Source organism: Acetomicrobium hydrogeniformans ATCC BAA-1850 (assembly GCF_000160455.2).
Classification (GTDB): domain Bacteria; phylum Synergistota; class Synergistia; order Synergistales; family Acetomicrobiaceae; genus Acetomicrobium; species Acetomicrobium thermoterrenum.
Genome location: NZ_ACJX03000001.1, coordinates 1501636 through 1527628, shown reverse-complemented (window position 1 = coordinate 1527628; position 25993 = coordinate 1501636). Strand labels below are relative to the sequence as shown.

Below are 25993 nucleotides of genomic sequence, written 5' to 3'. Positions count from 1 at the left end.
TGAGTCTAAGCTTAGAAGAATATGTGAGTGCGGAAACGGATCAAGCTGTCGTCTTTAAGGTCCCCGTCAAGTTCAGTCCATCCTCTGTCGTAATCAACATCGTCGTAAGCAAGTTCGAACATGACGGTCGGGGTGTACCAGTACTGAACGCCAAAGGTCCAGTTGGTAATATCAAAGCTGTCGGTCAACCCGACTTCCCTGGCGGCATTCCTGGCAAAGCCTTCAAGGCTATGGTCAAATTGGCCGTAGCGCTGATACGTTGCCCACTTGTCGCTCCACCTTTGCTCCAGCCTCACGAAGAAAACTTCCGTCTCCCACACGTTAGATACAGCAGGTATCGTCAAGTTAGGAGTAAGCTCTGCACCATAGGCATCCCACGGAGCAAGGGCAGTTTGGAAGTTAGGATCGAACTTAGCGTATTCAATCCACAGGCTCGTGAACTTCAAGGTATCCTGAGATACGTCGATGATTGCCTTGTAGGCGTTAGGCGAATCGTCGAATGGAAGGCCAGCAATATTGGGCCCATCGTGATCCTGCATGTAGTAAGCGCCCTTGAACTCAAAGCCTGGCGTGAAGGTAATGCCGAAGTCCACCCAGTAGGTGCCGTAGTCAAATAATGGGACAGACACACCAGTATCACGTATTTCAGTTGATGCAGTGCCGTCGTTATCGTAGTCGTAGTACAGACCGCTTAAGGCGATGCGGAATTTGTCGTTGAGCTGGAAGTTGAAACGGGCACCGTAGTTGTACATGTCGCCAAGATCTCTGTAATCATCTACATCACTATTGTCCTCGTTGTGAGCGACAAACAGGGTTATATCACCCTTTGCCAGGTTCTTCCTCCAGTAGAAGCCGGTTAACACTTGGTCTGTAAACCACGCATCTTCGTCGTTATACAGGCCTGCTTCGCCTTCCCAGTCGTAGAGCCACCTACCGAGCATCAACGAGGAATCCCAGGGCATCTGAATCGTTGCGAAGTAACGATCCCAGTTCACGCCGGTGGTTCCGGCGCGGCCAAGACGCGCGGTAAAGGTCGTCTTGTCGTCGATCTGACGGCTCATCCAGAGACGGAACCTGTTCAGATCGAATTCTGTTTCGCCGTTATGCCTGTACCCGCTTGGGCTGTCGCTGTTGGCGTATGCTCCGTCGCCTTCATCGGCCCAGCGGGCGTCGAAGCGCAGTTCGCCCCAGAACCTCCAACCGCCAAGGTTCTCTTCGAGGACAGCTACGCGCTCGTCAAGGGCATCTACTCTTACGCCTAGGGCATCGAGCTCGTCCTTGAACTCTACGACGAGTTTTTTGAGCATCTCGACGTCTTCTTTGCTGGCCTTATCCATATCGACAGTAGCAAGAGCCCTTGCCACGAGCATGGACATCTCATACCTCGTCATGGGTTGATTGCCCCTGTAGGTGCCATCGGGATAACCCTGAATTACCCCCTTTGCGGCCAGCTGAGATATGGCGTCGTAAGCCCAGTGGTTCATGGGAACGTCGACGAAGGGATTGGCCGCAAATGCGGGAGCCGCAAATGCCACAAGGGCAAATACAGCTACTAAAGCTAATAACTTCTTCATGTTCGTTTAACCCCCTTGGTTAATATATATTTTGCGGATCGGCAAGGACTTTGTGCTTTCGGGGGTCTTTTAAAGAAGTTTCCTCGTTTCCTTCTCTTTCCCCACGAAAGAGGTCTTTCGTCCTGCCCTTTTTCCGCCTTCCTCACCCGCTCTCCCTTTTTGGCCGGGGGTCTTCGCACCTCCTTTCCGTGCCTTCGGGGATCGACGCAGGTGTTAGAAGCAAACCCAAGGTTATGTTGTCAAGGTGCTTCGGGGAACGCGGCCAAAACCAGGCCATTAGGAAATCCCCATCTTGACTCAGGCTAACCTCTAGCCTTTGCTACGCTATATATGCTAGCTGTTGGCGCAAGATAAAACAATAGGTCTAAAGTCCTAATTTGCGGTACAAAGCCGCATATTGCCCTGCGATTTCACTGACGTCAAATTTTAAAGCTTTTTTGGCAGCCGAGGCTCCCTTTACCTTTCTTGTTTCTTCAAAGCTCATGGCATCCTTTATGGCGACGGCCAACTCGCTTGGGTCGTTTGGCTTGACGAGCCAGCCGCAGGTTTCATCGGCGAAGTCAAGCACCCCTCCTGCCTTCGTAGCAACAAGGGGCAGGCCGCTGGCCGCAGCTTCCAAGGCCACTATGCCAAAAGGCTCAGGTGTCTTGGAAGGAAGCACGAAAAGGTCGGCTTCCCACATCAAGGGCCTTATGTCTTCAAGAAATCCCCAAAAGGTGGTGATGTCTTTTACGGCAAGCTTTGAGGCCAGGTTTTGTAGGTCTTTACGCTCGGGCCCGTCGCCAGCAAGCCAGAGGCGAAAATCGAAAAATTTGGCAAGGTCAGCGCAGGCTTTGATCAACACGTCAAAGCCCTTCCAGTCGACGAACCTGCCCGCGGCCAAGATGACGAAAGCTTCTTCAGGGGTGCCCGAGTTTTTTCGCATCTTTGGCACGTAACCTTTTGGCCTTTCGTAGCGGGAGACATCTATGGGATTTGAGACCACCGTTACCCTTTCTTCGTCAAAGCCCAGGGAGATCATATGGCCTGCCACGTCGCTTGAGCAGGCAGCCAGGTGCGTGGCGTACCTGTAGTATTTGGCCTTGGGGTATTTATCTACGGTGCAAAGCACAGGTATGTCAAGTTTTTTTCCCCAATATCCGCCTATCAGGGCGGCCTGGGAGAGGCGCGTGTGGATGACGTCAGGCTTAGCTCTTTTAATTGCGTCTTTTACGCTGACACAAAATGGGGGCGCCCAGGGCAAGAGGGGCTTGCAGGCAAAGGCGGTAAAACCTACCTTTGCGAGCATGTCCTGCAAGCTGCCTCCGGGGCGGCACAGGACGAAGTTTTCTATATCCTTTTGTCTTAAGGCTTCAAGCAGCTGTATCCAGGCCTGCGCCCAGGACAGCCTGTTTTCGTCGACGTAATGAAGTACGCGCATTTTACCCTTCTCCTTGGATTTATCTGATAAATTCATGAAATTTCAGCTTGGCTAAAGCTTTAAAGACATCCTTTGGCTTTATCGAAGAAAGACAATCTCTGCCACAGTCCCAGTTTTTGCATCCTGCGCATTTGCAGCCTGAGATAAGCTTTACGTCTATTCCCTCTAAACCTACCTGATTTGGCAACGTCGGGCCGAAAAGCCCCACGACAGGCTTATGCAAGGCCAAAGCCAAATGCATCGGCCCCGTATCTCCCCCTATGACGACGTCGCAGGCTCCTATCACGGCAGCCATTTCGTCAAGCTTAAGCTTTCCTGTCAGGTCAACTGCTTTTTCCTGAAATTCCTTGGGAAGCAACGAGGTTATTTCTTTTGCCATGTCGCATTCCTGCTCGCCGTGGCCCAGCAAGACGGCGCTTCCGCCCGATGAAGCGACCATGGACGCAAGCTCTGCCCAACAGCGAGCGGGCCACCTTTTTACGATCTTACTTGCCCCTATAACGCAGGCGACGCGCGGCCTTGAGGTGGCGCTTAAAAGCTCATCGGCAAAACGGTGAAGCTCATTTGAAACCTGATAATAAACGCGCCCCTTTTCCACCTTTACGGGACGGCCTAGAATTTGGGCCATATCTTCGCTGGGCATATTGTAAACGAAAGAGGCCCAGTTGTGCCTTCCTGCACGGTTTTTTATCCCTGAAAAAAGGGCCATCACGGCCGACCTGTCCGTGCCCTGCATGGAAACCATATGCGTAAAGCCACCTCTTCGGATATTTAAGATGAGGCGGACAAAGCCCTTAAACCCCTGTTTTCTGTCCCATACTAAGACGTCGTCGACGTAGGGCTGACCTTCGATAAGCTCCTCGTAGGGGTGTACCAAAAGCCATGTTAGGCTCACCTTGGGCAAGGCTTCCTTTATAGCCGCCGCCATCGGAATAGCCCTTACCACGTCGCCTAAGGCGCTGTAGCGTATAAAAAGGATCTTTTCGTCCTTCGTCCCTAAAGGGGGATTGTATCCGGCCAAACAATATAACCTCCCAAGCTAAAACTCGATCGACTCATACACCTTCAGCAGGTTTTCGGCCATGCTTTTTGCCGAAAAAAGCCCGCTTCTTTTAAGGCTCAAAGACGAAAGCTGTTTTCTCAGGCTTTCATCTACGATTACCCTCTCAAGCGCCGCAGCCAAAGCTTCAACGTCTCCCACGGGAAGGAGGAGCCCTTCGTCTCCCATTGCCTCTACGATGCCCGGCTCGGCGTAGCCCACTACCGGCAGACCGCAGGACATGGCTTCGATCAAAGTCAGGGGGAAACCTTCGGCGTAAGACGGAACGCAGGCGACGTCCAAGGACTTCCAGAAGGAAAAGGCTTTTTCGGGAGGAACGGCTCCAAGGAAATTTACTTTATCTTCCACGCCCAAATCCGAAGCCAATTTTTTTACCTCAGAAAGCAGGGGACCCTCTCCTCCAAGCAAAAGCTCGACGGGCAAACGCCTGCTAAACGCGGCAACGGCTTTCACGAGGTCTGCATGTCCCTTCTCGGCCTTAAAGGAGGCAAGAAGCCCTATCCTAAAGACGCCCCATTTTTTGGAAATTAGAGGCTCGGCCAAAGGAGCACCGCTCATATCTATGCCGTTATAGACCACCCAGGTCCGCTTCGCCCAGGGCATAGCTTTTTTAACATAATCTTCCACAGCTTTAGACACGCATATAATCTGCTTATGCCCCTTGTAGTGCTTGGGCTTGTGGTAGAGGTGCATGTGACAAAAAAGCTTTCTTCTAAGCTCTTTTGGCAGAAACTTCGCCGCATAGCCGCTTAACAGCGCTGCACGGCCCAGGTGCACGTGGACTACATCAAAGGTCTTAAGAGCCCTTGCAAAAAGAAGGGGTGTAAAGGGCTCGTAGTCGTTGATAAAGGGCACAACCTTGACTTTGACCTCGGAAGACAAATGCTCTACCAAGAGGGACCCCCTTCTGACCCAGACTTCCACGTCGTGACCTATGTCAGCAAGCCCGTTTGATATCATCACAACTACCTTTTCAGCACCACCCCAGCCTCCCGCATCAATGGCTTGAAGGATCTTTTTCATTGCTTCACCTCTTTGCCTGCAAGCAACATTGCTACAGCCTCATATAAAATCTGTGGCGTAATTCCCTTTGCGCACCAACGCTTCCCCCCGCAGGCTCTCATGTTTCTGTCGGGGCAGGGCGAACACTCGATCCCGGGATAAATGCTCCAAACCTGCCTCCCTACAGGCATAAACTTATCGACACGCGATAGCAAGCTGATCACCAATGTCTTCGTGCCCAAGGCGGCGGACAAATGGGCCCCGCCCGAATCCACCGATAGGGTTAAAGCTGCCCTTTTAAGCAAAGCCATGGAAAGATACATTTCCTGGTCTATCGAAAGATCCGTTAGAAGGTAAGGGACATAAGCTCCTTTGCCCATGAGATCGGCCAAGTTTCTTAATTTTTCGAAATCCACGGGGCCGCCGAACAAAAGCACCCTGAAGCCCTCTTTAAGCAACATGCGGCCCAGGGAAAGGAAATATTCGCCGTCCCAATCCTTTACGGGCCACGCGCTGTAGGGAAACATGGCAACGGCCTCGCCAAAGCCGTACTTTTCCCACAGATCACCGGCAATTTGCTCGAAGTTTTCGGGTATGACAATGCGGTGCAGCGGATCGGGGGGTGTGATGCCAAGCCTTCTTGCCAGGATCAAAGTTTGAAAGCTGTCATGCACCTTGTGCCTGTCTGGCTCATCGAACTTCCAGTCGCTGAAGAGACATTTGCTAGAGTAACCTATGCGGTGTCTATATTTAAAGCACAAAGAAAAAAGCAAAGACGGTACGAACTGACGTTGGGTGTCTATAAATAAATCCACCTCGCCCATTCGCCTTCCCTCGCGCCACCACTTGGTGTACTCGGGAATGGCAGAAGGCCTGTGTTTTCTTACGTGCGTACAAAAGATATCGTCGATAAGGCCGCTTTCCTCCATGAGACACCTTACGGGGTTCTTGTATTCCCCTATCCATGTGATATGGCTTTCAGGCCACACCTTTTTCAAGGCGTTGAATAAGGGATTTATCATGACGATATCCCCCATGCCTGCGCCTCCGACGTAGACCAAAATGCTTTTTACGTCAAGATGCCTGTAGAGGGGGTCTTTATACCAAGGTTCGTAAAGCTTTTTGGGATAATCGTCGGGCCTTGCCCTGTAAAGGACAGCTTCAAACTCCTTGCCCGATACGGACGTAGGCCAGCTCTTAACTGCGGTCAGCATTCTGTCGTTTCCCCTTTCCGGTTTCGTTGATACATAATTGGTATACACTAACGACACTTTTTGCCATATCGTCGATGGTACCTATTTTATCGCGGTCGAAAAGCTGCAAGGCCTTTCTTTCGCGAAGAATATCTTCAATACCCTTTTTCCAGGAAGCTTTGTCTTTTGGCTTAAGCAGAGCCTCTGGGTTGAGGCACAGCTCCCTGACGGAGGGAATGTCCGAGGCAAGGATGGGAACCCCCATATCTATCGCCCGAATCAGCGTCATGCTCATCCCCTCCTCGAAGGAGGGAAACAGAAGGCAGGAACAGCGGGCGATCCACTCGTCGGCGTCCTCCCTGAAGCCCCAAAACTTTACCCTTTGGGAAAGCCTGAGTTTTTCGACGAAATCCTCAAGCTCTGCCCGCATAGGACCGTCTCCTACCACGTCTAAAAGCCATCTGCCCTCCACGTCAGCTAGAGCTCTTAAAGCTACCTGCAGCCCCTTTTTGGGACTCAGGCGTCCGACGAAAGTAAATTTAAAGGGGTCGTCTCCTAGGCTGCCCTGCCACCTGACGTCGGTCGACAAAAGCCCGTTATATATCACAAAAGCTTTGTCCGACAGGTAGGGCGCAAGGTGGTCTTTAACGGTTTGGCTTACCGCTATGCAGGCACAGGCTTTTTTTAATGGGGCCAGGGCGCGGGAGTGCCTGAAGGTAGCATGCAAGGTCGCGACCCAGGGAACGCCGCTAAAAGAGCTTGCCCACCAGGCGATCCAAAAGGGAACGCGCGAGTGGGCGTGAATTATCTGCCAGCCTTCCTTTCTTGCCCTTCGGGCAAGGAGCAAAGCACACCAAAGGGCGGTAAGGGGATTTTTGGCGTGAAGGGGAAGGTGCCAGACCTTTACTCCCTCGTCAAGGAACTTTTCGAGCTTTCCCCCCTTGCTTACGACCATGACCTCATGGCCCTGCTTTGCCAGCGCATCCGAAAGCCACAACACGTGGCGTTCCACGCCGCCTTCGTGAAATTCCGGAAGCATCTGAATTACCTTAAGCGACTCTCTTTTCACTTTGCCGACTCCCCTTCTTGCCAGGATGAGGCAATCCATTCTGCCGCCCTTTTAGCCTCGCAAAACTGCACGCCATGTTTGCCCGAAAAACTTCCTTCGACGAAACTTTCGAAGTCGGCGAAGTCTTTTATAAAGCAGGCGAGACCTCGCTCGCAAAACCTCTCTATGGCCAAGACGAATTTCGGCACGCCAAAAAGACACCCCTCCGACAGAATTTTCCAGTGGACAAGATGTTTGCTAAGGCCTTCGGCAAGTCTTTTTACGCTTTTTTTTCGTTCAGCTAAAAGGACGCCCACCCTAAAGCCAGCAGTCGCTGCCTCGGATACCATGGATACGGAGTCCTCGGTGGCCAAAAGGTGGGTGGCAAGGCCGAAGATGCCGTAAAGGGGGTTGTAGGGATCATGGGAGGCCAGGCAGAGATACCTGACACAGGGGTGTTTTTGCGCCAGGCCTTCCAGGGCCTTTTCGCTTTCTTCGGAGGTACGCCTGGAGGTCGTAACGTAAAGGTCGGCTCCGTTTTTATCGGCATGCTCGAATACAGGCTTTACGACTCCTTCGATCCAGCGGGGCGTGATGCGGTAGTTTCCGTCGTCTCCCCCCAAAAGAAGCCCGATCCTTTTTTCAAAGCGGGGAGGAAAAAGCTCTTTTAGCCTTTCGGCTTCCTGTCTTATCTTTTCTTCGGTGACGAAGTTTGGGGCTCCTAGGGTGACCAGGACGTTTTTAGAAGGCTTCGGGAAGTCGTGTTCCGGGACGACGGCAAAATCAAAGGGCCTCGTCCCCAGCAGGGCGGGAGTCATTATGGTAGCGCACCCACCCTTAAAAAGCCGTCCCAAAGAAAGACAAAGGGGCGCAACTCCGCTTCCTGCGGAAAGAAAAAGCGCCTCTTCGCCCGCCGCGCTTAAGGAGCGCAAGGTTTCTTTTACGGCTTCCAGGAAAGACAGCCCTCCTGTCTGCTTAAGCCAACGCACAAGCACTTTTTCGTTACCCTCTTTATCGGTTGCCCTTTTGGCCTTAATTTTTGAAAGAAATCCTGCAGGGTTTGCCTCCAGTTCCCGCACCTCGCACCCTGTAATAAGGGACAGAAAATGAGCGACGCCGCGGCTTTGGTTGACGTGCCCACGAATGCCGTCGCTTATAATGAACACTGCTTTCAATCTTTTGCCTTGAGACATATTTGCGCGACCTTCATTCTACTCGTTGTATATGGTTTCCCTTCTGTCAGGACCGACGCCGAGGATTATGACGGGAAGGCCCGTCTCCTCTTCTATGAATTTAACGTAGTCTTGCGCTGCCGGTGGAAGATCTTCCATGGTTTTAGCCTCGCTAGTGTCTTCGCTGAAGCCCTTGAAGGCCTTGTAAACAGGCTTTACTGAATTTAAAACTTCCGTATCGGCGGGATATTCCTCGAACCGTCTGCCCTCCTGTTCGTAGGCTACGCAGACTTTTATCTCCTCAAGACCAGACAGAACGTCAAGCTTAGTTAGTGCCAAATGAGTAACGCCGTTGACCCTGATGGCGTACTTCAAGGCCACCATGTCGAGCCAGCCGCACCTTCTGGGACGTCCCGTCGTGGCGCCGAACTCTTTGCCCTTTTCTCTAAGGAAGTTGCCCTTACCTCCAAAATCCTCCGACGGGAAGGGCCCCTCGCCGACCCTGGTGCAATAAGCTTTGGCCACTCCTATAATTCTGTCCACGCCTTTCGGCCCCACGCCCGTACCCGTAAAAACCCCTCCACAGCTGGGATTGGAGCTCGTCACGTAGGGGTAGGTTCCGTGATCTATGTCCAACATGGTGCCCTGAGCGCCCTCGAAAAGCACCCTTTTTCCCTCCTCCAGGGCATTGGCCACGACCAGCGAGCTGTCTCCCACGTAAAGGGAGAGGCGCTCCTTCCACTCCATGGCCCTTTCGAAAACGGAATCGAAGGATATGGGCTTTTCATCGTATATCCTGGTGATTATCTGGTTTTTCAAGCCGAGGATGTAATCCAGCTTTTCGCGAAGTGTCTCGGGATGCATCAGGTCGTAAACCCTGATGCCCGTCCTGTTGAACTTGTCAACGTAGCAGGGGCCTATGCCCTGCCCCGTCGTTCCGATGCGTTTTTCGTCCCTTCGGCTCTTCTCTTCCAGCTGATCCAATATTTTGTGATAGGGCATCACGACGTGAGCCGAACCGCTGACGATCAGCCTTGCCCTGTCCATGCCTTGAGAGGAAAGCTCGTCAAGCTCCTCGAAAAGCCTGTCGGGGTCTATAACCACGCCGTTTCCCACAACACAGGTCTTTCCGGAATAGAGCATCCCCGAAGGGAGGATGTGAAAGATGTATTTCTTGCCCTCTACTATGACAGTATGCCCTGCGTTAGCTCCTCCCTGATAACGAACTACCACATCGCATTTAGACATTATGGCGTCGACGACCCTGCCCTTTCCTTCGTCGCCCCATTGCATTCCTAGGATTACTTCTGCCTTGCCCTTCATTTTCACACATCCCTCCCTTGAATTTGGTGGGATTAAAAACGCGATCAATTGCCGTGAGATTGGGATAAAATACGAACGAGTTCGTCGACGGTCACTAATTTTACACCTATGTCGGGATTCGAGTCCAGTTGATTTAAAAAAGTCAATGTGACGGGGCGAGCGTGGCATATGGCGACGGCATAACCCCGCCTCTGCGCCTGACCCGCCGCACGCTCAAGCTGGGACCACATGAACTTAATGTCCTCCAGGTGATCGATAAAGGCTCCGTTTTCCAAGGCAAAAATGCCCGCCTTTCTCGCCTCGATAGCTGCTACGGAGGAGGCCGCCGTCCTGCTATCCAAAAATATCATGTTATCCTGTCTCAGCTCTTCCATGAGAGCTCTCATCGCCCTCATGTCGGAAGTCGCCGCAGAGCCCCTGTGGTTGTTCACGCCGATAGCGCCCGGAAGAGACTCTAAGGCCTCCCTTACGTTTCTTCTTATCGTTTCGTCATCCATGGAAAGGGCTACAAGATGCATTTGGCTTTCATTGTCCCCGAAAGCCTCCATAGGGACGTGTACGAGAAAGGGGATGCCCTTATTTCTCGCCAACTCTGCCGTAGCTTTGCTGCTCCTCTGAAAGGGTATTATTGCCCAGGTCAGGGGAATCTTAAGCCCGGCAAGCTCCTCGGCCCTGGCATAGGAAAAACCCAAATCATCGACTACTATGGCAAGATAGGCGCCCTTCAAAGATTTTGCCTTTGAGGGTTCCTCAGTCAAGGCCTGTTTTTCCTCCTCCCTTTCTGAGAGACGCCCATCCTCTGCTGTATTTGAATCTAGGGTGACTTTTTCACCGCTAGTAGAAGATAAGTTGTCACTTACCTCTTCCCTGACGATTGCTGCCCGGAGGTCTTTCGATGGCACATCTTTTCTTGTGGCCGCAAAGATCAATCCTAGCCCAGTCGCCATGACGAAAAGCATTATCACCCAAAGGTGTTTTTTCGAGAAGTTCATCTCCTACCCTTTGGCCTCTTTGGCTTTAACTAAAAAAGCTTCGACTTCTTTCAGCGCTTCCTTGAGCTGTTCGTCGTCTTCGAGCTTTCCCGTATACTTTCCTTCTACCTTAACGTGGGGCTCGATGCCCACCCCGTCGATCACGACGCCCGAAGGCGTGTAGTATTTAGCAATTGTGACGAATAGGCCCGAACCCTCGGGAAGTTTGAAAAGGGTCTGAACTGACCCCTTGCCGAAGCTCTTTTCGCCGACGAGGACAGCTCTATCCCTGTCTTTAAATGCCCCTGCAACTATCTCTGAGGCGCTGGCGCTTCCTTCGTTTATCAAGACAGCAACGGGACCTTTAAAGAGCACACCGGGGTTGGCATTAAAGACCTCGTTGGCCCTATCGACCCTCCCTCGTATGCTCACCACTTCGCCGCCGTCGAGGAAATAATCCGCCACGGCCACACAGGCGTCGAGCAAGCCGCCGGGATTGTTTCTCAAATCCAAAACAAGCCCCTTTGCCTGGGTATCCAGAGCTACCTTTAAAGCGCTTTTCATCTCTTCAGGTGTCTTTTGCGTGAAATGGGAAATCCTGATATAGGCAACGTCGCCCGTCAACCTTTTCTGGCTCACGGAATCTATCTTTATAAGCTCCCTGGTCATCTCAAATTTTAAAAGCTCGTCGTGCCCTTCGCGCCTGACCCAAATGGTGACTTTACTGCCCGGCTCTCCGCGCAACATCTTGACCACATCGTTTATGTTCCAGCCCAATACGATATCGTCATCGACCTTGACTATCTCGTCCATGGGCTCTAAGCCGACCTTGTGGGCAGGGGTGCCCTCTATAGGGCTTATGACGAGGATTTTGCCGTCCTTGCTTCCTATGTATATACCCAGGCCGCCGTATTCTCCCTCGATATCTATCTCTTCCTGTTTTAACTCGTCGGGATCGACAAATCTACTGTAGGGATCTCCCCAGGCTGCCACCATCCCCTTCATGGCGCCGTAGAAAAGCTCTTCGTCGCTTTTTTTATTCTGGTCGTTCACATGATAGGTCTCAAGGATCGACCTGGTCTGCTTCATCATCCATACGTATTGGGCCTCAAAGGGAAGTATGTCCTTGAACTGAAACTCACCCCTAGCCCCAGTTACAAGAAGGCCTAAGCTGCCGAAAAGAATCAGGAGGAGCAGCCCTAATAGGAATCCCTTTTTCTTGCTAATGAACTTTTTCACTCCCATCCCTCGCCTTCATTTGCATCATGGCAAATATTTAAGAGGATCAACTGCATTGGCGTTTATGCGAACCTCGAAGTGAAGATGCGGGCCGGTGGCTACGCCGGTATTCCCCACCCTTCCTATGACGTCGCCCTGGTTTACGACCTGCCCTTCCCTCACGTTTATGGCGGAAAGATGGGCGTAAACGGTAGTCATATCGCCGCCGTGATCAAGTATTATAACCTGTCCGTAACCTTTAAGCCAACCCGTAAAGAGGACTTCTCCCCTCGCCGCGGCCTTCACGGGCGTGCCGTGAGCAGCGCCGATGTCAATCCCCGTATGCACCGTCTTCGTCTTGAAAACAGGATGGACCCGCGTCCCGTATCTGTCGTTTATGCTCCCCCTTACCGGCCAGAGCAATTTGCCCTTCGGCGCGACTAGTGCAGTTCGGCCGCTCGAAGCTGCTGCCCTTCGCCTTTTTTCAGCGATGAGGGATTGTATCTTTTCCTGAAGCTCCCTTTGAGAAGCTGCGAGCTCGGCAGTGGCCTTCTCGTGAAGGCTCTTTTGCTGCCTTATGTCCGAAATAAGTTTTTTCTGTTGGCTTTGCGCCTGAAGCAGTTTTTTTCTCTCCGACTCAAGGTCCTTCTTGTTGGCCAAAAGGTCCTGTTTTTGCTTTTGAAGCTCAGCCTTGGACTCCTCGAGGGAGCGTTTCCTTTCCCTGACTTCGCCTATAAGTTCGCTGTCGGCCTTGGCGACCCTTCCAAGAAGATAGCTCATGCTCATGGCTTCCTGCACGTTTCTTGCCGAGAAAAGCAGCTTATACTGGCTCACCGAACCGAACTTATAAAGGCTAACCACACGACTGCTCAAAGCCTCTTTCGCCCTGGCCAGAAGCGCCTCTTCTTCCTCGATCTTTTTGCTTAATTCATTTATTCTTTCGTTAAGCTTTCTTTCCTTCAGCTCCAAGACCTTTATCTTCTGCCTGGCGACCTCCTCCTTTTGATTGATCTCTTCAAGCTCCGCGAGGAGGCTTTTTTCCTTTTTCGCGTAGGAAGCTGCTTCCTTTTTGTGTTGTTCGATCTTTTTTTGTATGTATTCGAGCTTTTGCTGTTCCTGAGCTATTCGGGCATCGAGATCATCGGCGAAAGAGGGACCGGTCAAAGCCAGGGTGCCCAAAAAAAGGGCGAAAATAAAGACGAACCAAACAGGGAGCTTCTTTCTCTCAAAATTCACCGCCCTCACCTCCCAATTTTTTCATCTTGGTTTTAAAGCCCTGCGGACATATTTATACACAGCCGTCCAACTGCACAGCCACCCAAGTGCCACTCCGCCGCCTACGAGGAGACAAAAAAGCCAAAGAGATATCTCGGGCGAATCGAGCATGGTAAAAAAGGGCAATACCCTTGACAAAACATCTATTAGCCATCTGTAGGCCCTGAGTAGTAAAAAAAGGGCAATCAACGCTCCAACTCCCCCCAATATGACGCCCTGCAGGAGAAAGGGAAGTGATACGTAGCTTGGAGTGGCACCCACCAAAAGCATGACTCCTATCTCCTCTCGCCTGGAGTAGAGGGCAATCCTGATGGTGTTCATCATGATAACGAGGCTCGTAAGCAGCGCAACTAAGAACACGGCCATGGCGAACCTGTTTAAAAAATAAGCCAATGAAGCCAGCCGCTCCGCTACCTCTCCTGCATATACTACGTCTTCCACCTCGGGAAAGGCCTCTATCTCTCGCGCAACGGGGGACAGGTTCTCTGCCCTGTCCACCGTTGCGATGACGCTCGGCGGAAGGGGGTTGTCGCCTAAAAGAGATATTATCTGTTCTCCCTGGCCGATCTTGGCGTCCAGGCGCTTCAAGGCCTCTTCGGGAGATATGTAGCGCACCTCTATGATTTCGGGCATGTGTTTCAGTTTTTCAAGGACCGCCGACCTCGCTTCCTGATCCTTGAGATAGGCCTCTACGGTGAGGTCGCTTTCGATCTGGGAGGCGAGGGACGCTACATTTACGGAAAGCAGGATGCTCATCCCCACGGCTAAAAAGACCGCCACTACAGTAAGAAGCGTCAGTAGAACGACGCCAAAATGGCGCGTCAGCAGCCTCATCGTGTCTCTTATTATATACTTAAAGGTCGCCATAGAGCTCCACCTCTCCTCTCGGCTCGTCGCTTACAATTCGCCCCCTGCTTAACCTGACCACCCTCGCCCTGAAGGCGTCGACAACATATTGATTGTGCGTAGCCATCAGCACGGTCGTTCCCGAGGCGTTTATCGAAAAAAGGATGTCCATTATCGACTCGGCCGTCTCCATATCGAGATTGCCCGTGGGCTCGTCAGCTATCAAAAGCGAGGGCATGTTCACCACAGCCCTGGCTATTGCCAGTCTCTGCTGTTCTCCTCCCGACATCTGCTCGGGATATAAAAAACGCCTCTTCCAAAGGTCCAGCTTGGTCAATATGGCCTTGACCCTCTCTGCGACCTGCCTTCCGGGCATGCCTATGGCCTCCAAGACAAAGGCGACGTTTTCAGCTGCGTTGAGATGGGGCAAAAGCTTGAAATCCTGAAAGACCACGCCGACCTGCCTCCTATAAAAGGGAAGCTGTCCCAATCTCATCTTCCTCAAGTTGTGCTTTCCGACAATAATTTGCCCCGACGAAGGAGAAAGCTCCCTGTTTAACATGCGCAGAAGCGTGGTCTTTCCCGAACCGGTGTGCCCGACGAAATAGACAAATTCGCCCCTTTTTACATTGAGATACACGTCCTCCAAAGCTACTATGTCGGGGTGAAAGATCTTCGTCACACCGGCCATCCTTATGTCCATTCTATCACCGCCTTCTGGTTGCCCAGACTTGAGCGACAGCCCCAACTATCTCCCTGTGGGTTAGGGAATAGTACTCCTGAAGTTCCGCAGGCGTCCCGCTTTCTCCAAAGCGATCCCTTATGGCGACGAACCTCAGGGAAACGGGATAGCTCATTCCGAGGCTTTCCGCTACAGCGCCGCAAAGGCCTCCTACCTGATTATGCTCCTCGGCAACGACACAACACCCCGTCCTTCTTACCGAGGACTGTATGAGGTCTTCCGGCAAGGGTTTAACGCTATAGCAATCTATCACCTCGGCCTCTATGCCCTGACGGGCAAGTATCTCGGCTGCCTTCAAGGCCTCGAACAACATGATACCACAGGCGACGACGGTGACGTCCCTGCCTTCCCTGACGATCTTTCCCCCGCCCGGCTTAAATTCCTCCTTGGGCGAATAAAAAAGAGGAACGTCCATGCGCCCCAGCCTGATGTAGAGAGGTTTATCGTATTTGAAGGAAGAGACTATCAAATCGCGAGCCGACCAGTAATCGGCCGGTACCATGACCGTCATGTTGGGAAGGACTCTCATCAAAGCCAAATCCTCGAGCATCTGATGGGTCCCGCCGTCCTCCCCCACGGTGATGCCGGCATGGGTGGCTATGAGTTTTACGTTCAAATCGGGCATGGCGACGCAGCACCTTATCTGATCATAGGCCCTCCCGGCCAAAAAAGAAGAGAAGGCGACGGCGTAGGGCTTCATTCCCCCCAGAGCCATACCGCTTGCGACTTCCACCATGTTTTGTTCCGCTATGCCCACGTTGTAATATCGGTCGGGAAATTCCTCCGCAAAGGTCTTGGCGTAAGTGGAGGAAGCGACATCGGCATCGATCACCACGACGCCTTCGTCGAGCCCGGCAAGCTCAGGCAAGGCATCTTTAAGCGCTTCGCGTGTGCTTTTTCTCTCCATTATGATCACTCCTTTTCGTTTAAAGAGGCCGACTCCTTGTTGAGCTCGTCGAGCAACAAAGTTACGTCGTTTCTGGTGAGGCTGGCCTTCACGGGAATATCCCCTCTTTCTGCCAAAGTAACGCCCCTTCCCCACTTGGTGCGGGCAATTATGGCTTTAGGCATTCCCCTGCTGTCCGATGCCTCGGCGAAGGCTCTATCGATGGAAGGATAATCATGGCCACAGGTCTCGCTGCAGAAAAATCCGAAGGCCTGGAACTTCTCCCTCAGAGGTTCCAGGGCCTTTATCTCCTCCGTCCTTCCTTCCATTTGAAGGCCGTTTCGATCAACGATCACATAAAGGTTATCAAGCTTCCAGTGGGAAGCCGTCATCAAAGCCTCCCAACAGGAGCCTTCCTGAAGCTCGCCGTCTCCTACCAGGCAGTAAATCCTGCTTTGGGGCGAAGTTTTTCTCAAAGCAAGGGCCATTCCGCAGGATATCCCGATCCCCATGCCCAAAGATCCCGACGGCGCGTCAATTCCAAGGGCAGTCATGTACGCGGGGTGACCCTGCAGCAACGATCCCAATCTCCTGTAGTTCCAAAGCTCCTGTCTCTCGAAATACCCCCTTCTGGCCAATACGGCATAAAGGCTGGGACAGGCCTGCCCCTTGCTCAAGACGAACCTGTCCCTCTCCCGCCATCCGGGCTCATCAGGGTTTATATTCATAAGATAAAAATACAGATAAACCAAAATGTCCACGCAGGAAAAGGCCGATCCCAAATGGCCCGAGTCGGCCATGGATATCATGCGCAATACGTCCTTTCTTATATCCAGGGCTATACGGCGCAGCTTCAGCTGTTGTTCACGTTCCAATGCTCCTCATCTCCCAACGCAATCTTTAAAGCCGAATTGAAACTTTTCCGCAACACTTCTCTCGCCTCGGCAACCCTTTGCCCTTCGGCCGGCCGTGCCTCCAAAAATAGGGAGTCAAATCCTTCACCTCTCCCCCAAAGGGGGATATTCCAGGTCAGGGCGAAGGACCTTACCTTCGGATCGTAGGGAAAAGCGACCAGGGGAATGCCTTTCAGCAGGGCAAGAAGGCAAAAATGCAATCTCATCCCTACTGCCTTTGCAGCTCCCTCAAAGGCAGGCTCTACGTCGCCGGCCTTTTTGAGCAAAAAAACCTCGCAATCGGGGCTAACGCCTGAAGCCTTCAACTCCTCCAGATCTTCCTCGGCCATGCACACCGCCCTAAGCTTATATCCTTGCATTTTAGCAAATCGCTCCGCTTCCCGCACCAGCAATTTTACCCCTCCCTCTCTCTGAGGCAAGGGCCTCACGTTGAAAACTAAAACGTCCCTGGCCGAGGTTTTTACGGCTTCTTTGAAAGAAAGTGCGAACACGGCATCGGGCGCCAAAAAAAGCTCAAGCCCCCAGGATGAAAGGAGCGCTGCCGAATTATCGTCCCTGACGTACCTGGGACTGCAATGCTTTAAGGCGTTTCTTGCGAGTTTTGCCGCCAATTTAGAACGGAAGGGCCCTACGGACTGACCAAAAGCCCAGGGACGAGCTCCGGCCATTCGGGCAAGAAAGACCACACCCCAGTAGTAAAAAGAGGACCTAAGGCTCGTAGAATCCTGAAAGAGCCCGCCTCCACCGAGAAGCAGGCTCCTGCTTTGCCTTAAGGCACGAAACACCTCAAAGAGGTTCCACCTGTCAACGGCGGCAACACCAAATTTCTCGGACGTCTCCTTAGGATTTGCGGAGAGCACGCAGAGGCGGGACTTGTCAATTCCCGCCCTAAGGGCCATTTCTATCAATGCTTGGCAAATGAGTTCATCGCCCATATTACCGAAACCGTAGTATCCACTAAGTACTACGTCATATACCTTCGCCACCAAAAAATAACCTCCTGAAGGCCTTGATCCTTAGGGCCAAAAGAAAGACTCCTATGGCAATAAGCCCGAAAAAGGACCCCACCCAAAGGCCGTTGAACACCCTCCAACAGATGAAATATATCCTCGTGTGAAAATGGCAAAAGCTGTTTACGGCCGAGGCAAAAGCAAGGGAAGAAGCCATCCTGAGCAAGAGGTGAATCTGATGTCCAAACCTCGTAAGGGAATACTTCGATTTCATGACACCAATAAGCAGGGCCAGCCAAAGGGCCGGATAGCCGACGAATATCTCCTTGTTTCTCGGCCGAGCCACGAGGTAACGTTCGAAGGCATCCCTCAAGGCCACCTCCCACTTTGGCACAAAGGAAACGTTTCCGCTTCTTATTAATAGCACAGTAGCTGCGGCAAGAAGAAAAAGAAGCAGCAAAAGCTCCTCCCATAGGGGTGGTCGTTTCAATACATCTATCGGGCTTTCCGGATAGCGCCGCTTAGTCATATCGTAAAACAAAACAAAAATCGGCGGAAGGGCAAGCGTCGCCTTGACCCCCGAAAAGGTCAGCAGGCGAAGCATATAATGAGGTGTCCCGAAAAATGACGAAAGGGCAAGGCCTACGGCAAGGACAAGCGCCATACCCTTAAGCAACCCGTAAAAGGGCTTTTTGTCCTCGAGAGCCGCTACGGTTGCGACGGAAGCACCAAAGGCAGCGAGCATGGCGCCCATTATCCTGGCAAGAAAGTTCGCGTAATTTGCTCCAAGGGCAAGCGCTGCTATGATGGCGGCTGCTTTCAAAAAAAATCCTTTTGATTTCAAGCGCTCTTCGGCCATAGACGTCAAAAGGGCGAAGACGAGCAGATTGGCAGCCAAAAAAGCGATCACAGACCACATGTTTCGCTGCCAGCTGCCGTAAGGTTCCCCAAATTTTATCTCAAAGCCGTCCCTTTGGAGTAAACCTTTCAGAGAGAGCAAATCTTCCTCGAAACTGTTAATCCAGGGGGCGGAGGCGATATCGTAGGGCCTGAGCAACAAAACCCTCACGGAACGCTCCCTTGCGGCCCTGGCAAAGCGCTCCACCAAGACGGGACGGGAGAGGTTTCTTGTTATTACCTCCTGCGTAGTTACGCTGTGAAGGGGAAGTATGTTGGGAAAGGATTGCCAACTTAAGGTGTTGCCCCCAATTTGACGGACGAATTCCGGCTGCAACAATAGGGCATCATATCGTCTCATTACTTCTACGACGGCAGGAGTATCGGGATATCCGAAGACCACCGTTCCCTGGGGCAAGACACCCCTTAGCCTCCAAAGGGAGGCAAAAAGCAGGTCAAGGGACGAGGCCACGTTTTCCGAAGCTATGCCGAAGGTGGGAGAGGGCCTGTAAACCAGGGGGACGTCCAGTCGGGTGAGACGCTTCATTGCCTCCGGGTCCGGCACTACGCCCACTTCCAAAAACTCCTTTGGCTCCCCCGGGAGGACATAAACTCTCCCCCCCGGTGCATCATAAACTTTGCAGCCGGGAAAGCGAGCGTGCAAATACTTTCTGAAAAACCAGTCGTCGTATTCCAGGGGAACGAAAAGGGCCGCCTTTCCCGACAGGCCGTTTAATCTCTCTTGGGGCAAAATATCCCTTAACGTGCCCCACAAAAAGGGCGAATCGCCGTCCCGCAGGTCCGCTCCCGTCAAATCTTTAAAGGATATGGCCGAAATCCCCTTTTCGATCAGGCGATCCAGCATGTCATCGAAGTCAAGACCCGTCTGCCGGGCCATTATCTCCACATCGGAGTATTCCATGAGCAGGGCGACGTCCTTTTTTGCCATTTCTTCTCTGAATCTGTATTGCAAGCCCAATATTCCTGTGACAACAGCGCACAAAAGCAGGACGAAAGAAAGCTTCCTTAAAAAAGAACTCACTTGACACACCTCCACTGGGCCTCAAGGGGCCAACCCATGCGCTCCAAAACCTTAGATAGAGTAGCGAGCGGCAGGCCTACCACGTTAAAATAACATCCTTCGATCCTTTCCACCAATAATGCGCCCTTGCCCTGAATTCCGTAAGCGCCGGCTTTATCCATGCCTTCCTCGGTGTCTAGGTAGGCCAAAAGGGCTTTTATGTCCATCCTTCTGAAGGTAACCTTCGTGACCTCATGATCGGAAATTATCCTGTCAGCTTTTGCTACGGCCACTCCCGTATAGACCTCATGCGTAGAGCCGTTGAGGAGGGAAAGCATGTCCAGGGCCTCTTCCTTGGAGGTGGGTTTGCCCAGGGTACGTCCGTCCATATAGACCAGGGTATCGGCGCCTATGACGTAACGCTCCGGATAAAGCTTTGCTCCAAAGAGGGCCTTCTTTTCGGCCAAAAGCTCCACAGCCTTAGAGGGAGAGCCAAAATCACCGACATTCTCCTCCACGTCGGGAGATATGAAGAAAACATCCCAGCCCAAAAGCTCGCTCAGCAAGCTCCTTCTTCTTGGGCTGTTCGAAGACAACACTATCGGCACCGATCGATCCATGTTTTCGCTCCTTCCGACAAGGGGTGATTAGACTAAATAATGCCGATCGCAAACCCTAAAGCCGCCACCAAAAGACAGTAGAGAGCAAAATATTTCCACTTTCCGAATATCACAACTCTTTTCATCAAATGAAGCGACAAAAGTCCGCAAACAAAGGCCACAGTGCAGGCTAAAAGCCAGCCGTCGGGAAGAGAAGTTCCCATTTTCGACGCCTTCATTCCTTCAAGGAGAGTAGCTCCCATTATAGCTGGAAGAGACAGCAAAAAGGAAAACCTAAAGGCTTCCTCTCTCTTCGCGCCCGTCATGAGAGAAGCCACTATGGTGCTTCCCGACCGCGAAATCCCGGGCATCACGGCCAGCCCCTGGGCAAGCCCCGCCGCAAGCCCCGTCCAGAGGCTTACTTCTCTGTTTCCCGCCGGAATGCGGCCGGCCCACCTCAAAAGAGAGGCCGTCACAACCAACCCGCAGGATACCGCCAGGGGAAGGCCAAAGGCCTTCGTGGCCACATCTTCCAGGGCGAAAGCAACGACGGCCGTCAGGAAGCTTCCCAATATTACTGCCCAACCGTATGTCCAGCCCGCGCTTTTTCTTCGTTCCCTGAAAAACAAGCCCAGGATCCATTCTTTCAAAAGCCCGACAATATCAAAAAAGAAATAGACAATCGTTGCCATCATAGTAGCAAAATGAAGATAGACATCAAAGACGAGAGGTTGTTCCTCGAGATTGAACAGGTGCTGCGCCAGGGCCAGATGTCCCGAGCTGCTGACGGGCAAAAACTCCGTGACGCCCTGAAGCACAGCGAGGACTAATGAATGAAGGGCGCTCATTTCGCAAACTCCCTTCCGGCAAGCCCCGACAAAATTGCATTTTCCTTCACTTCGTTGACCAAGACTAATATCACGGGAGAAGAAAGGGAATATCTTCTCAACACGCCCTTTATCGCACTTCTGATGCGAGAGGCCAGGTCCTCATCCTTTCTATCGCGTTTTTCGCGGGCGAAAGCTTTCACGGCCTTTTCCACGGCATCTTCTATCTGACGGTAAAGTTCGTCTGCATCGACGCGATGCAGAAAACCCCTGCTTTCAATTGAAAGTGGGGCGATTACGTTGCCTGACGAATCCAGCACCACCGATATACAGAAGACTCCCTCTTCGGCCAAGTCCTTTCTCTCGCCAAGGAGCCCCCCCTTCAAATCTCCGTAGGTGCGACCGTCCACAATGTAGGCCCCGGCCGGGACTTTGCCCGAGATCCTGGCCTGCCTTTTTGTGATACTTAATACATCTCCTTCCTCCATGACGAAGGCATTTTTGGCGGGCACCCCCATCTCCTCGGCAAGCTGCTTATGCTTCACGAGATGCCTGTATTCGCCGTGTAGGGGAACGAAATAGGAGGGCTTTATAAGGCTCAGTATCATCTTAAGCTCTTCCCGAGAGGCATGCCCCGAGACATGTATATTCTGTTCCGCCTCGTATATAACCTCGCATCCCTGCTTGAAGAGATCGTTTATCGTTCGGTGGACGAGCCTCTCGTTTCCCGGAATGGGGAGAGCGCTTATGACCACCAGGTCTTTAGGTCCTAGCTTGATGAACCTGTGGTCTCCGCGGCTCATGAGCACCAGCCCCGAAAAGGGCTCTCCCTGGCTTCCCGTCGTTATGACCACTAACCTGTTGTTGGGAAAGCCTTCGATCTCCGAGGGCTGGATGAACACGTCATCATCGACGTCCATATATCCCAATTCCCTAGCCCTGGCGACGTTCGCTATCATGCTCCTTCCTATTAGGGCCACCTTTCGGTTAAACCTTACCGCCGTCTCTATGACCTGCTGAACCCTGTGGAGATTGCTGGCAAAGGAAGAGATGATGATTCGCTTGTTCTTGTAAAGTCTGAAAGTCTGCTCCATCGTTTTTCCCACCATTCGCTCCGAAGGGGTGAAGCCGTCGCGCTCCACGTTTGTAGAATCCGACAGCATTAAAAGCACGCCCTTCGTGCCCAGGGATGCAAGAAGGGCATAATCCGTCGCCCTTCCGTCTATTGGGGTTGGGTCGAGCTTGAAATCCCCTGTATGAAGCACCACGCCCAAGGGAGTGTGGATGGCGTAGCCTACGCCGTCAGGAATGGAATGGCATACGCTGAAGGGCTGAACCTTGAAACAGCCTAGATCGATCACGTCTCCCGCCTGGATTTCTTTAGCTTTAAGCTCGTATTTTGGAGCCCTCTCTTCCATCCTGCTTCTTATAAGCCCCAGAGTGAGCCTGGTAGCGTAAATAGGGCAGTCCAGCTCCGGGAGGATGTAGGGTAAAGCCCCTATGTGGTCATCATGTCCGTGGGTGATTACCATCCCCCTTATCCTTTCCTTGTTGGCCAAAAGGTAGGCCGGGTCGGGTATCACGAAATCGACACCCAACATCTCCTCGTCTGGAAACATAAGCCCGCAATCGATTACCAGGATATCGTCGCCATATTCCAGGACACTAATATTCTTGCCTATTCCACTGACACCTCCCAGGGGAATAAACTTCAAAGAAGCGCTTTTGCGCTCGTCCGGCGAACGCCTTCTGCGCTTTGTCGCGTTTTTTTGCACCAAATATTTCACCTCCACGTCAAAATGGAGGGCGACAAAGTCTCCCTCCATAGCCTACGCAGTCCGTAAGCTCTTTCTCGTCGTTTTTAATCTGAATAATCTTTATCGTCTTTCTTCTTCTCCCTGTTTGCATCGGGAGCCTTCTCGGGAGCAAATTCGCTCCTCGAATGGTAGATCTTTCGCTCGGGCGTGGAATTGTAATCCCTCCTGGAAGACGCTACCTCCAAGACCAACTCCGCCGTGCCTTCGCTTCCAAAGGCCTTTATAAACTTGGTCGCCCACTCCTCCGTCTCGGCCACAATCCGCTCCTGTATCTCTTCCGGCAGGGCCATTATTTGGTCGTGGAAGGGCTTGTTCGCCTTCTTGTAGTCACCGGATTTCCTGTTGAAGCCCTGTTCGTCGGCCCAGGCAACTATTTTATTCCAAAGCTCCACTGGAATGCCCCTGTTGGGATCCTTGACGTAGGAGCCGTCCTTTATGACGGCGTTGCCCGTCTCGGGCTCCATCTCCAGCCCGAAAACGATATTTTGCCACAGTGTCGCTACATTTCCCTTGTTAATGCCGTATTTCGAGAACATCGAAGCCTTGTCGAAGGGCGTTCCAGATATGCCATGCTGGGCTATGGAAACGCCGTAACGAGCGACGGCATCGGCTATCTCCTTCGTGCGATTTAAATCTATCCCCTCTATCTGTCCGGCAGTCTTGTCATAGGTGCCGTGCATGCTTCCATTTGAAATGGCAAGCAGGTCGGGGAATATACACCATGAGTTGAGACCGCCCACGAAAAACAAGGCCTCTTCCACGGTCGTCAGTTCTCCCGCTCCTTTTATCTCTCCCACCTCGACTTCCAACCCAAGGTAGGCCGGTATATGCTGAGCCACGTCACGGGTGAAAGTCAGGTTTTCCCAGTCGGGATTGTGAGAGGCGTCAACGGCGACGGATGTCCAGCCTCGCTCTACGATCTGCCTCAAATGGGCTATGGCCTTATATACGTCGGAAATGGATTTAATGGCGTAATGATCCACATGGAGACCGAATACCACGCCGTGCCCCAATTCCTTCGAATACTTTACCGCATAATCGGGCACGTTGTCATAAGTGCACCCGCAATAGGTGGATTCCGACTTGGCAAGCTCGATCAAAACAGCAGAATTAAGTTTCTTAGCAGCTTGCAATACTCCCTTTACTGTCAGGGGGTTTCTAGCGTTGGCAGCCAATATGACGGCTCCCTTTTTCCTCGCCGCCTCGATGATATCCCTTCCGCTTACCAGCGCTACTGGTTCGTCTCCATATATGGCTTGCACGTTTAACGGTCTTTTCTTGAGCAATTCTTTGTAAGACAGACTTTCCGTCTTCAATTGATACACCTCCTGCTTTACTTTTCGCCCTCTCTGAAATTGGGAGCGAATAAATTGTAACACGCAAAACAAAATCCGTCCTTAAAAGATTTTCAACAAGCCCCTTGCACTGCAGCTGAAGTCATGATAACATAGCTTTCGCCAAAGAGAAGTTGGGGGATCGTCTAATTGGCAGGACGCATGACTCTGGATCATGTAGTGGTGGTTCGAGTCCACCTCCCCCAGCCAAATTCAAAGCGGCCCCATCGTCTAGAGGTCTAGGACTCCGGGTTCTCAGTCCGGCAACAGGGGTTCGAATCCCCTTGGGGCTGCCATTTTTCTTTAGGGGCATTTCAAAGATGGCCAAAAACTACCTCTCTATAGGTCTTATAACGATAATCATCATAATAAGTTTCACCCTAGGTATCGTCGTAGGGTTCTCCGTAAACTTGGGAAACGCTTTATTTGCCCACCCCGATAGGTATAAACTAATCATAAACGACGACGGAATGATGAAGTTCGACTCTTCTTCCGGTAAGCTCTGGATATACGACCCTTCCCGAGAGAAGGACGAAGAAGGGCCCTGGATTCTGATGAACGGAGATTGATCACCTCCGCAACATCACTTCTCCCTTGGGTTCGAAAAGCACCCCCTTTTGTACCGCAATTTTACCGCCTAAGACCACGTATTCTATCCCCTTTGGCGGAAGGTTAGGCTCTTTAAAGGTGGCACAATCCACTATCTTTTTCGGATGAAAAACGACTAGATCGGCCTTGCAGCCTTGCTTGATTACCCCCCTGTCCTCAAGCCAAGACGCCTTGGCAGGAAGAGAGGTCGCCTTGCGCACGATCTCGGGCCAGGAAAGCCCTTCCTTTAAAAGGATCCTGAAGGCCTTTGGGAAGGTGCCGTAGGCGCGGGGATGACCCTGGCCATTTTCCATGAGTGCGTCGGAGGCTATCATACAATCGGGGTGCTTCAAAGCGACCTTTACTTCCTCCTCGTTCATGACGTGGGCTATGATCAGGGTGTCGGGTTCTTCTTTTCTAAGTTTGACGTAAAGTTCCTGCGTCAGCCTTTTGCCCCTGTTTTTCCCCGAGGCAATCTGAAGCGAGGAAAAACCCTTTTTCCACCGCTTCTCAAATCCAGGATCGAAGACGGCAGATCCGATACGAGTGCAAAATGCCCTGTAGGGATAGGAATCGAAGGTAACGTCGGCGTGAGGCTTAGCCTCCTCTATCATCTCAAGGGCCTTTTCGAGACATCCGAAGGAAGCCATGCTGGCCAAATGGGATATTTGCACCCTGACGTCGCACTCGCTTGCGAGGGATATTGCTTCCTTAACGCCTTCAAGCGATCTTTCGCCGTCGTATCTTATGTGTATCGAGACCCACTTCTTGTCGTATTGCCCTACCACCTTGGCAAGCTCGCTTATCTCGCTGTAACTTGCCCCAGGAACGTATTCAAGTCCGAGAGAAAGGCCAAAGCTGCCCTTGGACAACTCCTGCTTTAAGATCTCGACCATCTCTTTTATGGCCTTGGAATCGGCAGGCATGTATACGTCGTTTAGCCCCACTTCTTGCCTCAAGGTCTGATGGCCCGTAAAAAAACCAATTCTCATATAGCGAGGTTTCGACAAAAGCTCATCGCTTAAAATGGGGCCCAATCCGCAGTTTCCTGCCACAGCCGTGGTAACGCCCTGAAGAAGCAGAGCCCTTTCGACGTCGTCTTCATCGAGCTTTTCGTCGTGAACGTGAGTATCTATAAAACCCGGCGAGACGTAAAGCCCCTTAGCGTCGATCGTAACCTTGGCATCCGTGGGAACATCGCTTCCGACGTAAACTATGCTGTCGCCTTCAACGCCTATATTTGCCTTGTATATCTCGAGCTTTTCCGGATCTACGACAGATCCGTCGAGTATCAAAAGATCCAACTTCATCCTTCC

Annotated in this window: 24 protein-coding genes and 2 tRNA genes; 3 read left to right on the top strand and 23 right to left on the bottom strand. The window is 52.0% G+C overall.

What is annotated here, in order from left to right:
• Positions 1-11: 11 nt before the first annotated feature.
• The 22 genes from HMPREF1705_RS07565 to HMPREF1705_RS07465 all read right to left on the bottom strand — a co-directional run bounded on the left by HMPREF1705_RS07565 (position 12) and on the right by HMPREF1705_RS07465 (position 24071).
• Entirely contained in the window at positions 12-1574 is a 1563-nt protein-coding gene (locus tag HMPREF1705_RS07565; protein WP_009201394.1) for an S-layer homology domain-containing protein, read from the bottom strand.
• A gap of 142 nt (positions 1575-1716) precedes the next feature.
• Complete coding sequence (locus HMPREF1705_RS11150) at positions 1717-1851, bottom strand: hypothetical protein (RefSeq protein ID WP_009201395.1); 135 nt, start codon at positions 1849-1851, stop codon at positions 1717-1719.
• Positions 1852-1938: 87 nt separating this feature from the next.
• On the bottom strand, positions 1939-2994 hold the full coding sequence (locus tag HMPREF1705_RS07560; protein WP_111089592.1) for a glycosyltransferase family 4 protein: 1056 nt from the start codon (positions 2992-2994) through the stop codon (positions 1939-1941).
• A gap of 19 nt (positions 2995-3013) precedes the next feature.
• Positions 3014-4015: a glycosyltransferase family 9 protein gene (locus HMPREF1705_RS07555; protein ID WP_009201397.1), complete on the bottom strand. Its 1002-nt coding sequence runs from the start codon at positions 4013-4015 to the stop codon at positions 3014-3016.
• Positions 4016-4033: 18 nt separating this feature from the next.
• On the bottom strand, positions 4034-5077 hold the full coding sequence (locus HMPREF1705_RS07550) for a glycosyltransferase family 4 protein (RefSeq protein WP_009201398.1): 1044 nt from the start codon (positions 5075-5077) through the stop codon (positions 4034-4036).
• Complete coding sequence (locus HMPREF1705_RS07545) at positions 5074-6270, bottom strand: glycosyltransferase family 9 protein (protein ID WP_057940836.1); 1197 nt, start codon at positions 6268-6270, stop codon at positions 5074-5076. Before HMPREF1705_RS07545 ends, HMPREF1705_RS07550 begins: the two co-directional genes overlap by 4 nt.
• Entirely contained in the window at positions 6254-7357 is a 1104-nt protein-coding gene (locus HMPREF1705_RS07540; protein WP_242603568.1) for a glycosyltransferase family 4 protein, read from the bottom strand. Before HMPREF1705_RS07540 ends, HMPREF1705_RS07545 begins: the two co-directional genes overlap by 17 nt.
• Positions 7315-8490, bottom strand: a complete 1176-nt coding sequence (locus HMPREF1705_RS07535; protein ID WP_009201402.1) for a mitochondrial fission ELM1 family protein — start codon at positions 8488-8490, stop codon at positions 7315-7317. The genes HMPREF1705_RS07540 and HMPREF1705_RS07535 overlap by 43 nt, the downstream gene beginning before the upstream one ends.
• Before the next feature lie 18 nt (positions 8491-8508).
• Positions 8509-9792 (bottom strand): adenylosuccinate synthase, encoded by a 1284-nt coding sequence (locus HMPREF1705_RS07530; protein WP_009201403.1) that lies wholly within the window; start codon positions 9790-9792, stop codon positions 8509-8511.
• Between the two features lie 44 nt (positions 9793-9836).
• Positions 9837-10784, bottom strand: a complete 948-nt coding sequence (locus HMPREF1705_RS07525) for a divergent polysaccharide deacetylase family protein (protein ID WP_009201404.1) — start codon at positions 10782-10784, stop codon at positions 9837-9839.
• A gap of 3 nt (positions 10785-10787) precedes the next feature.
• A complete protein-coding gene (locus HMPREF1705_RS07520; RefSeq protein WP_009201405.1) occupies positions 10788-12008 on the bottom strand; it encodes a S41 family peptidase in 1221 nt (406 codons plus the stop codon).
• A gap of 18 nt (positions 12009-12026) precedes the next feature.
• Positions 12027-13217, bottom strand: a complete 1191-nt coding sequence (locus HMPREF1705_RS07515) for a murein hydrolase activator EnvC family protein (RefSeq protein WP_111089591.1) — start codon at positions 13215-13217, stop codon at positions 12027-12029.
• Positions 13218-13238: 21 nt separating this feature from the next.
• Positions 13239-14123: a cell division protein FtsX gene (locus HMPREF1705_RS07510; protein WP_009201407.1), complete on the bottom strand. Its 885-nt coding sequence runs from the start codon at positions 14121-14123 to the stop codon at positions 13239-13241.
• The gene (locus HMPREF1705_RS07505) at positions 14110-14805 is read right to left on the bottom strand and encodes a cell division ATP-binding protein FtsE (RefSeq protein ID WP_009201408.1); all 696 of its coding nucleotides are present in this window, start codon (positions 14803-14805) and stop codon (positions 14110-14112) included. Before HMPREF1705_RS07505 ends, HMPREF1705_RS07510 begins: the two co-directional genes overlap by 14 nt.
• 4 nt (positions 14806-14809) lie before the next feature.
• The gene (locus HMPREF1705_RS07500) at positions 14810-15751 is read right to left on the bottom strand and encodes a transketolase family protein (RefSeq protein WP_040348133.1); all 942 of its coding nucleotides are present in this window, start codon (positions 15749-15751) and stop codon (positions 14810-14812) included.
• A gap of 5 nt (positions 15752-15756) precedes the next feature.
• Positions 15757-16605, bottom strand: a complete 849-nt coding sequence (locus HMPREF1705_RS07495) for a transketolase (RefSeq protein WP_009201410.1) — start codon at positions 16603-16605, stop codon at positions 15757-15759.
• The gene (csaB, locus tag HMPREF1705_RS07490) at positions 16584-17630 is read right to left on the bottom strand and encodes a polysaccharide pyruvyl transferase CsaB (RefSeq protein WP_009201411.1); all 1047 of its coding nucleotides are present in this window, start codon (positions 17628-17630) and stop codon (positions 16584-16586) included. The genes HMPREF1705_RS07495 and csaB overlap by 22 nt, the downstream gene beginning before the upstream one ends.
• Entirely contained in the window at positions 17614-19533 is a 1920-nt protein-coding gene (locus tag HMPREF1705_RS07485; protein WP_009201412.1) for a DUF5693 family protein, read from the bottom strand. The genes csaB and HMPREF1705_RS07485 overlap by 17 nt, the downstream gene beginning before the upstream one ends.
• On the bottom strand, positions 19530-20132 hold the full coding sequence (locus HMPREF1705_RS07480; RefSeq protein ID WP_083489966.1) for a Maf family protein: 603 nt from the start codon (positions 20130-20132) through the stop codon (positions 19530-19532). Before HMPREF1705_RS07480 ends, HMPREF1705_RS07485 begins: the two co-directional genes overlap by 4 nt.
• Positions 20133-20164: 32 nt before the next feature.
• Positions 20165-20959 carry an undecaprenyl-diphosphate phosphatase gene (locus HMPREF1705_RS07475; protein WP_009201414.1) on the bottom strand — a complete coding sequence of 265 codons (795 nt, stop codon included), beginning with the start codon at positions 20957-20959 and terminating at the stop codon, positions 20165-20167.
• Positions 20956-22764, bottom strand: a complete 1809-nt coding sequence (locus HMPREF1705_RS07470) for a ribonuclease J (protein WP_009201415.1) — start codon at positions 22762-22764, stop codon at positions 20956-20958. The genes HMPREF1705_RS07475 and HMPREF1705_RS07470 overlap by 4 nt, the downstream gene beginning before the upstream one ends.
• A 35-nt stretch (positions 22765-22799) precedes the next feature.
• A complete protein-coding gene (locus HMPREF1705_RS07465; RefSeq protein WP_040348135.1) occupies positions 22800-24071 on the bottom strand; it encodes a class II fructose-bisphosphate aldolase in 1272 nt (423 codons plus the stop codon).
• A gap of 153 nt (positions 24072-24224) precedes the next feature.
• Between HMPREF1705_RS07465 and HMPREF1705_RS07460 the strand changes: the two genes are divergently transcribed.
• The 3 genes from HMPREF1705_RS07460 to HMPREF1705_RS07450 all read left to right on the top strand — a co-directional run bounded on the left by HMPREF1705_RS07460 (position 24225) and on the right by HMPREF1705_RS07450 (position 24658).
• A tRNA-Gln gene (locus tag HMPREF1705_RS07460) sits at positions 24225-24299 on the top strand.
• Between the two features lie 10 nt (positions 24300-24309).
• A tRNA-Glu gene (locus HMPREF1705_RS07455) sits at positions 24310-24385 on the top strand.
• Positions 24386-24409: 24 nt separating this feature from the next.
• Entirely contained in the window at positions 24410-24658 is a 249-nt protein-coding gene (locus tag HMPREF1705_RS07450; protein ID WP_009201417.1) for a hypothetical protein, read from the top strand.
• On the opposite strand, the gene HMPREF1705_RS07445 is transcribed toward HMPREF1705_RS07450, so the two are convergent.
• Positions 24659-25987 (bottom strand): N-acyl-D-amino-acid deacylase family protein, encoded by a 1329-nt coding sequence (locus HMPREF1705_RS07445; RefSeq protein WP_009201418.1) that lies wholly within the window; start codon positions 25985-25987, stop codon positions 24659-24661.
• Positions 25988-25993: the final 6 nt, after the last annotated feature.

What these genes read in the sequence shown, in the direction of transcription:
- HMPREF1705_RS07545 (WP_057940836.1), bottom strand. Translation starts at nt 6,270, where the DNA reads ATGCTGACCGCAGTTAAGAGCTGGCCTACGTCCGTATCGGGCAAGGAG.
- HMPREF1705_RS07535 (WP_009201402.1), bottom strand. Translation starts at nt 8,490, where the DNA reads ATGTCTCAAGGCAAAAGATTGAAAGCAGTGTTCATTATAAGCGACGGC.
- HMPREF1705_RS07480 (WP_083489966.1), bottom strand. Translation starts at nt 20,132, where the DNA reads ATGGATCGATCGGTGCCGATAGTGTTGTCTTCGAACAGCCCAAGAAGA.
- HMPREF1705_RS07505 (WP_009201408.1), bottom strand. Translation starts at nt 14,805, where the DNA reads ATGGACATAAGGATGGCCGGTGTGACGAAGATCTTTCACCCCGACATA.
- HMPREF1705_RS07530 (WP_009201403.1), bottom strand. Translation starts at nt 9,792, where the DNA reads ATGAAGGGCAAGGCAGAAGTAATCCTAGGAATGCAATGGGGCGACGAA.
- HMPREF1705_RS07445 (WP_009201418.1), bottom strand. Translation starts at nt 25,987, where the DNA reads ATGAAGTTGGATCTTTTGATACTCGACGGATCTGTCGTAGATCCGGAA.
- HMPREF1705_RS07540 (WP_242603568.1), bottom strand. Translation starts at nt 7,357, where the DNA reads ATGGATTGCCTCATCCTGGCAAGAAGGGGAGTCGGCAAAGTGAAAAGA.
- HMPREF1705_RS07475 (WP_009201414.1), bottom strand. Translation starts at nt 20,959, where the DNA reads ATGAGCGCCCTTCATTCATTAGTCCTCGCTGTGCTTCAGGGCGTCACG.
- HMPREF1705_RS07565 (WP_009201394.1), bottom strand. Translation starts at nt 1,574, where the DNA reads ATGAAGAAGTTATTAGCTTTAGTAGCTGTATTTGCCCTTGTGGCATTT.
- HMPREF1705_RS07520 (WP_009201405.1), bottom strand. Translation starts at nt 12,008, where the DNA reads ATGGGAGTGAAAAAGTTCATTAGCAAGAAAAAGGGATTCCTATTAGGG.
- HMPREF1705_RS07500 (WP_040348133.1), bottom strand. Translation starts at nt 15,751, where the DNA reads ATGGAGAGAAAAAGCACACGCGAAGCGCTTAAAGATGCCTTGCCTGAG.
- HMPREF1705_RS07550 (WP_009201398.1), bottom strand. Translation starts at nt 5,077, where the DNA reads ATGAAAAAGATCCTTCAAGCCATTGATGCGGGAGGCTGGGGTGGTGCT.
- HMPREF1705_RS07525 (WP_009201404.1), bottom strand. Translation starts at nt 10,784, where the DNA reads ATGAACTTCTCGAAAAAACACCTTTGGGTGATAATGCTTTTCGTCATG.
- HMPREF1705_RS07470 (WP_009201415.1), bottom strand. Translation starts at nt 22,764, where the DNA reads ATGGAGGGAGACTTTGTCGCCCTCCATTTTGACGTGGAGGTGAAATAT.
- HMPREF1705_RS07560 (WP_111089592.1), bottom strand. Translation starts at nt 2,994, where the DNA reads ATGCGCGTACTTCATTACGTCGACGAAAACAGGCTGTCCTGGGCGCAG.
- HMPREF1705_RS11150 (WP_009201395.1), bottom strand. Translation starts at nt 1,851, where the DNA reads ATGGCCTGGTTTTGGCCGCGTTCCCCGAAGCACCTTGACAACATAACC.
- HMPREF1705_RS07510 (WP_009201407.1), bottom strand. Translation starts at nt 14,123, where the DNA reads ATGGCGACCTTTAAGTATATAATAAGAGACACGATGAGGCTGCTGACG.
- HMPREF1705_RS07450 (WP_009201417.1), top strand. Translation starts at nt 24,410, where the DNA reads ATGGCCAAAAACTACCTCTCTATAGGTCTTATAACGATAATCATCATA.